At 38.4% G+C, this 7,478-nt stretch carries 2 protein-coding genes; both read right to left on the bottom strand.

Annotated elements, in window-relative coordinates:
* Window positions 1–1,372, bottom strand: a 1,372-nt coding sequence (locus A4R26_RS04855; RefSeq protein ID WP_242674823.1) for a condensation domain-containing protein, incomplete at its 3' end; no start/stop codon positions are given.
* The gene (locus tag A4R26_RS04850) at window positions 1,372–7,467 is read right to left on the bottom strand and encodes a polyketide synthase (RefSeq protein ID WP_278248406.1); all 6,096 of its coding nucleotides are present in this window, start codon (window positions 7,465–7,467) and stop codon (window positions 1,372–1,374) included. The genes A4R26_RS04850 and A4R26_RS04855, both read right to left, overlap by 1 nt.
* Between the last annotated feature and the right edge of the window lie 11 nt (window positions 7,468–7,478).

Raw genomic sequence — 7,478 nt, 5'->3', positions numbered from 1 at the left:
TAACCTCTATATCAAATTTTGATGTGCGATATCCCAGATCTACAATCTGATTTATCCCTTCTTTTGATAATTCAAGTTCTTCTGCCCCATCTCCAAGATCGTGAAAATCAAGCAGTACATCAAACACCGCACTCCTGCTTGCATCTCTCTGCAGGTTTAGTTCTTCTACCAAACAATCAAAAGGATACATTTGATGGCTATAGCTATTTAAGATGTCCTCTTTTAAAGACTTGTAAAAACCGTGAAAGCTTTCATCAGGATCAACCTCAATTCTTAAAGCCAGCATATTTACATAAAACCCTATCTGATCTTCCAATTCTGTATGTTCTCTTCCCGCTACCGGAGTCCCAATAATAATATCTTTCTGAGATGTATAACGATACACCAGAATATTCCATACTGCAAGCAGTCCCATGAAGAGACTTCCTCCACTTGCCTGCGAATATTTTTTTAGTTTATCGGTTGCTTCCGAACCTATGTATGTAGTTAAACCTTGCCCATTACTGGTCTTTATTTGTGGACGCTGCTTTGTGCCAGGCAAATCTATTGTTGGTAATTCTCCACTAAGGCTGTCAAGCCAGTAACGTCTGTGAGCAATAAAGGATTTCTCATTCAACTGGGCTAACTGCCAGGCTGAGTAATCTTTGTAGTGAATCCTAAGTTTTTTCTTCTGCGGCTGCTTATTCTCCTTATAGGCATTATAATATGAGAAAATATCTTTGGATAATACGTTCAGTGACCAACCGTCGCTTATGATATGATGCATGTTATAGCAAAAAACATACATACTATCCTCCACCCGCAGTAAAGCGGCTCTTAATAAGGGACCATTTACCAGATCAAAATTTTTATACGAATCTTCCGTTATATATTCCTTTACTTTTTCTTCCTTGTTTTGCGCTTGTCTGAAGTCCTTATAGCCGATCTCAAAACTAAAATCCTCCTTTCCTAACACCCACTGCCTGATCTTCCCTGTTTTGTCTTCTTTAAAAACTGTGCGTAAAATCTCGTGCCTTTCTATTACAGAATCTATTGCTCTTTTGAAGTTTTCAATATCAATTTCCTGGTTCAGGTATATTCTCCCGGGCATGTTATAAGCAGCCGAAACACCTTCAAACTGGCTCAATACCCAGAGTCTTCGCTGGGCATTTGATAAACTGTATGACTCTGCGTTTTTGACCGGAATTATATCCTGATAATCCGGATTAATGTTCTCCCTACCAAGATATCTTAACAATTCATCTTTATTATTCTTAATTTCCTTCAGCAAGTCGTCAGAAATCATATCTCCATTATACTCAACACTTAACTTATCGCCCTTTTTAGAAAGATAAATGCCATTTTGTAATAGATGAGAAATGAGTTTATCCATTACAATTCGATTTTATTTTCAAAATTCATAGTTGATTGTTCCTCCTGCATGTGAGTAATCCCAGTTAACAGGTCAATTTTCTTAGCCAATTCTTTAATACTGGAATGTTCAAATACGTCTCTGATTTTAAGTCGAATATTTGATTTTTTATGAATGCGGTAAATTAATGTCATTGCCTTTAAAGAGTTTCCGCCGAGTTCAAAAAAATTATCATCAATTCCGATTTCAGTTTTCCCAAAAAACTCTTCAAACATATAACACAATTCTACCTCTGTTTTGGATTTGGGCGGAGAATAAACCGCAGATAAATTAAACCGTTCCACATTTATGGAAGCAACAGGAGTTTCCGTGATCTGTAGCTTGTTATCTGGTTTTGGATAAACCCATTTTTTAATCCGATTTTCCAGCTGAACGGGAGAAACAAGTATTTGAGGATCATCGGCCAACAATAACACTTCCAAAACTTTTACTATTTCCGTTTGATTTAATGCGTCTGGCTGATTAGGTGCCGGTCCTAACTTTGGTTCTCCGAAATTAAAAGATCCAAAATTCGCACTCACGCAATTTTTTATCCTGCGTGCGCATGAAAAGTAATCCATATATGCGCATGCCGGTGCATACGCTCCAAACTCCTTCCCTCCAATTATCGATGCTAAAGAAGAAGTAAACAAACAAAAATCCAATTCCCTGTTTCTGAATAGTTCTTCAATTACCTGAATACCATTCATTTTAGGATCAAATTGCTTTTCACATTCGGCAACAGATAAGAAATTAACTCCAACAAATGCCTCTCGTCCTACAATAGCCGCCGTATGAATAACACCGTTAATTTCTCCGAATTTAATTTCTGCACTTTCAACCACTTGTTTCATGGAAGCGAAATCAGATATATTGGCATTGTAGTATACCGCATTTCCATTTTCCTGTAATAATTGAAGTCGTTCTTTTCTTTTTAGTTCATTGTTTCCGGTACCCGAATCTTTTGAAGATGCTTGTGCAACTCCTGAGGTTGAAATATTGCTTCGGCCGACTAAAATTAAATTAGCCTTGTATTTTTCCTGTAAATACTTCGAATAGATAAAACCAAGGTTACCCAGGCCTCCTATAATCAGATAAGTTCCGCCATGCTTTATTTTCGATTGTGTTTTTTCTATAGATGGCATTGTCAAACTATTATAATGCTTAACCCATCTGATGCCATTCCTATATGCAAGAAATTTTTCACGGACATCAGATTTAACTTCTCTTGCCAATTCAGTCAGTACATTCCCACGGCTACTTTCCAGAGATATATCAATAAGCCTACCTTGAATGGCAGGATTTTCCTGAGACATTACAATAAGAATTCCGGCAATTAAAGCTTTAGATGGATGAATCGTTTCCCCGTCGAATACACTTTCCAGATTATTGGTAATTACAGAAAGATTTATTGGCAATTGATTATCCATCTTATTCAATTCCTTAGCAATATGAAGCAGGCTATAAAATCCAAAGGCCTTGTTTCTTTCTATATTTTCCTGTGATGTTTCTGTTTGTGTATGCTGGTCAAGGGTTAGTAGGTGAACAATGTGTTTCGGGTGAATTTCTTCACTATGTAACTCACTAAATAATTTTTCGTATCCTTCATACTCGTAAGGATTCAATTCAAATTCGAACTCATTTATTTTCCTGTAACAAGATCCACCTTTGATAGTGATTATTTTATCCGAGCTTATTTCAGGGGAATAAGTCATTTTTTTTCCGATATCTCCTTCGTCACTAAAAACCAAACACCAATCACCTTCCTGCCATAGATCTCCTTGTTGCGGTAGTTTTGACTTTCTCCAGGATGGCTCATAATACCATTCTGATTCCTCCAAACGTTTCTCCTCGTTAAATTGCTCCAGCTTCTTAGTGATCACCTTCATCACATCTCCCATCGGATATCTTGTTCTTTCAAAAGCATAGGTAGGCAGCGATATTTTGTTTTTTATACTTTCATTATTTAACTGAGGCCAGCGTATTTCTAACCCCGATCGCCACAAATCTGATATTTTATCGAATAAAAATCTCTTATCATCATACGCTGTTTTAGGTTGCCTGATTAGTTGATGCACTTCGGCTGATGTACCTTTTTTAAATTGCTGTCGTGCAAAGCTGCCAAGTGAATTTCCGGGCCCAACCTCAATAAAGATCGTGTTATCATGAGAAAGCACTTCCTTAATACCCCGGGAGAATTTTACAGTATTTCTAAGATGTCTTGACCAATACTTTTTATCACTCAACTCTTTTGAAGTAATGTGCAAACCGGTTAAATTAGAGATGTATGGTATTTTTGATGGTTGTATATCAACGTCCCTGATTGCCTCTGTAAACTCATCGAGCATTGGCTCCATCATTATCGAGTGAGATGCATGTGATATATGCAATATCTTTGCAGAGATACCTTCCTGCTCGAATCTTTCTGACAACTCCACTATTGAGTCTGTATATCCGGAAATAACACAACTGGTCGGTGAATTAACAGCAGCTAAATCAACACGATCCGACAAATAATCACCAATCTTATCGCTTGAGATTTCGACCGCCATCATCGCTCCCTTTGGTAATTCCTGCATTAATTCGCCACGTTTAATTGACATTTTCAATGCGCCTTCCACTGTAAGACTTCCGGCAAAACAGGCTGCGACATATTCTCCCATACTATGGCCAATCATAACATCCGGCTCTATCCCATAATACTCTATCTGTTTGGCCAGGGAATATTCGAACATAAAAAGTAACGGCAGCGCGTTTATGATCTCATTGATCTCATTATTTTTGCCCGGGTTATCCGGATATAAAATATTTTTGAAATTAATATCACTTAGCTTTTCTGCAATTTCAAAACAATCATTCATTGTTTTTCTAAAGACACTTTCTTTCATCTCGTATAACCCAAGCCCCATATTTTGATACTGCGACCCTCCCCCTGGAAACAGAAAGGCTATTTTTTTCTTTCCCTCACCTTGAATCTTTCCGCTTTGTGATTTTATACCTTCATTTTTTTCCAAACATTCAATTGCCTGGTCAACAGTTTGTGCTACAAAAGATGCTCTATATGGAAAGGACTGCCTGTTTTGTAATGTCCAGGATACATCCACCAGGTTTACATTTTTATTTTCGATTAGAAATTCTTTCAAATTTTCCTGTTGCCTGGCTAAGGCTCCGCTTGTTTTTGCTGAAAGCGCTATTATCTGAAGTGAGGGATCTTTTATTTTTGCAGGCGCAGGTTGTGCTTCTTCCAGTATCACGTGAGCATTTGTTCCTCCAATACCAAACGAGCTAACTCCGGCACGACGAGGAAAATCTCCCCGGGACCATTCTTTTAATTGTGTATTGACATAAAATGGACTCTCTTCAAAATTAATTTCAGGATTTGGCGATTCAAAGTGCAATGAGGGCACCAATTCTTTATTTTTCAGGCACAATACTGTTTTAATAAAGCCTGCGACTCCCGCTGCGGTATCCAGATGACCTATGTTCGTCTTTACTGAACCCAAAGCACAATATTTATTTACACTCTTTCCAAAAGCCCTGGTTAATGCAAGGACCTCTATTGGGTCGCCCAGTTTTGTAGCCGTACCATGTGCCTCTACATACGATATACTTTCCGGACTTACATTTGCCACTCTATGTGCTAACCTGATGACCTCAGACTGACCATCCACGCTCGGTGCGGTATACCCCACCTTTCTATTTCCATCGTTATTAACCGCACTTCCCTTGATTATTGCATAAATTTGATCACCATCTTTTTTTGCAGCCGATAGTCTTTTCAATACCACAGCACCAGCTCCTTCTCCTCCTATTGTGCCACTTGAATTAATATCAAAAGCTCTGTTGTGACCATCTTTTGATGCTATCATTCCCTCCCGGTAGAAATACCCTTTTTCTTTTTCGCTATTCCTAATTGAAACTCCGCCGGCAATTGCCATATGGTTCTCTCCTGTAAGTATACTTCTCACTGCATGATGGATGGCGACCAGGGAAGTTGAACATGCCGTATTTATGGCATTTACCGATCCATTTAGATTTAGTTTATGTGCTATTAGTGTGTTTGAAAAATCTTTATCACTCAACTGGCTTGCCGAGAAATCATCTACTATACCTGCATCCGATATATGGTTAAAAACCTCCCACTCAATATTACTTGCCGCCCCGGCATACAAACCAATCCATCCTTTGTAAATAATCGGGTCATATCCGGCGTCTTCTAAAGCAGACCATACAACTTCATGAAAAACCCGTGTTTGTGGATCCATTGTTTTGGCTTCATCCGGTATATATCCAAAAAAGTCCGAATCGAAACATTCTTTATCCTCCAGGTGCGAATTTGCCCGAACATAATTTTCATTATTTAATGTATCCTCAGATATACCAAAAGACAAAAGTTCTTCGCGACTGAAATGCGTAACTGATTCTTTTCCATCTCTCAGATTTTTCCAAAATTCCTGGATGTTTTTAGATCCGGGAGCTTTTATTGACATACCGATAACAGCAATGTCGGTATTACCTTCAACACTACTTTCTTCCTGCAATGCAGATGCTAACCTGTCTGATTCCGCAACACTATTAATTTCAACTGAATTTCCCTGCAACAACATATCTGCTTGTTGACGGATGGTACTGTATTGAAATAATAAAGCTACCGGGCAACTTGTCTTAAACCCGCGTTCAATTTTTGATTGTAAAGCGATAAGCTTTATTGAATTGCCCCCAACCGTAAAAAATCCTTCATCTATTCCAAGTTTCTCTTTTCCCTTCCCAAGAACTTCCTGCCAGATCATTTCTAACTTTTCTTCTATCTCGTTTCCTGGGGCAATATATTCTATCCCGCTCTTAAGTCCCAGTCCCTGCGGATCAGGTAATACCTTCCTGTCTATTTTACCATTAGAACTTAATGGAAGTGCTTCCAACTGAACATAATGGGCCGGTAACATATATTCCGGAAGAATCTCTTTCAAATAATTTCTTAATTCGCCTGGCTTTTGTTCTGATTTGCTGATGAGATATGCCACCAGTTCCTTTTCATTGTTTTGGTTTTCTTTGGCAAGTACTACTACTTCTTCTATCTCTTTGTGACTTTGCAGAACCTGTTCTATCTCCCCTAACTCTATCCGATAACCATTTATCTTTACCTGGTCGTCTTTTCTGCCTATAAACTCTATATTGCCATCAGGTAACCATCTACCTAAATCACCGGTCTTGTATAAGCGTTCGCCTGCCCTGAATGGATTTGATATGAATTTTTCTTTTGTGAGGGCATCCTGGTTCAAATACCCCCTGGCTAAACCTGCTCCACCGATACAGATTTCGCCCATCACTCCCTTTGGGCATAACGATAAGCTTTCGGTCAATATATACGCAGTGTTATTTGACAATGGTTTTCCTATCGGCAAAACATCCAGCCCTGCTAAACTATTATATGGGCAACAATACTCAATAACTGTTACTGTCGTTTCTGTAGGACCATATTCATTATAAAAATCTGCTACACCAGCCCACTTCTCCCTTAATCCTTTTCTACATGCTTCTCCCCCGGCAATGACTCTCTTCAGAACCTTGCAACTGGCAGGATTTATAGTTTCAAGGAAACCAGGTGTAGTATGTAAATGCGTTATCCTGTGTTCCTGTATAAAAGCTTCTAAAGCACTTGTATTCAACAGTAAATCTTTTGCAATTAGAATCAAAGAGGCTCCGTTAAATAATGCCAGGAAGATTTGCTCAACTGAAGCATCAAAACAATAATTAGAAAATTGCAAAACTTTCTCTGTTTCCGTTATATTAAATTCCTTTGTTTGGCAATAAATCAGATTCGTTACTCCTCTGTCTTCAACCATTACTCCTTTGGGCTTACCTGTGGAACCCGAAGTGTAGATCACATAAACTAAATGGCCCGGATTATTTTTTGACTTTAGTTTCTTTATCGAATATTTTTTTTCTTCCTTTTTAAAGCATTCCAATTCCTGTTCGTCTATCACTACTTTACACTGGCTATCACTCAGCATATAATTAATACGGTCTTGAGGATATTCAGGATCGATCGGCACATAAGCACCTCCTGATTTTAACACCCCCAGTATCG

This window comes from Niastella populi (genome assembly GCF_002078015.1).
GTDB classification, from domain to species: Bacteria; Bacteroidota; Bacteroidia; order Chitinophagales; family Chitinophagaceae; genus Niastella; species Niastella populi.
The sequence above is the reverse complement of the archived record's forward strand: the minus strand, read 5'-3'. Positions and strand labels throughout refer to the sequence as shown.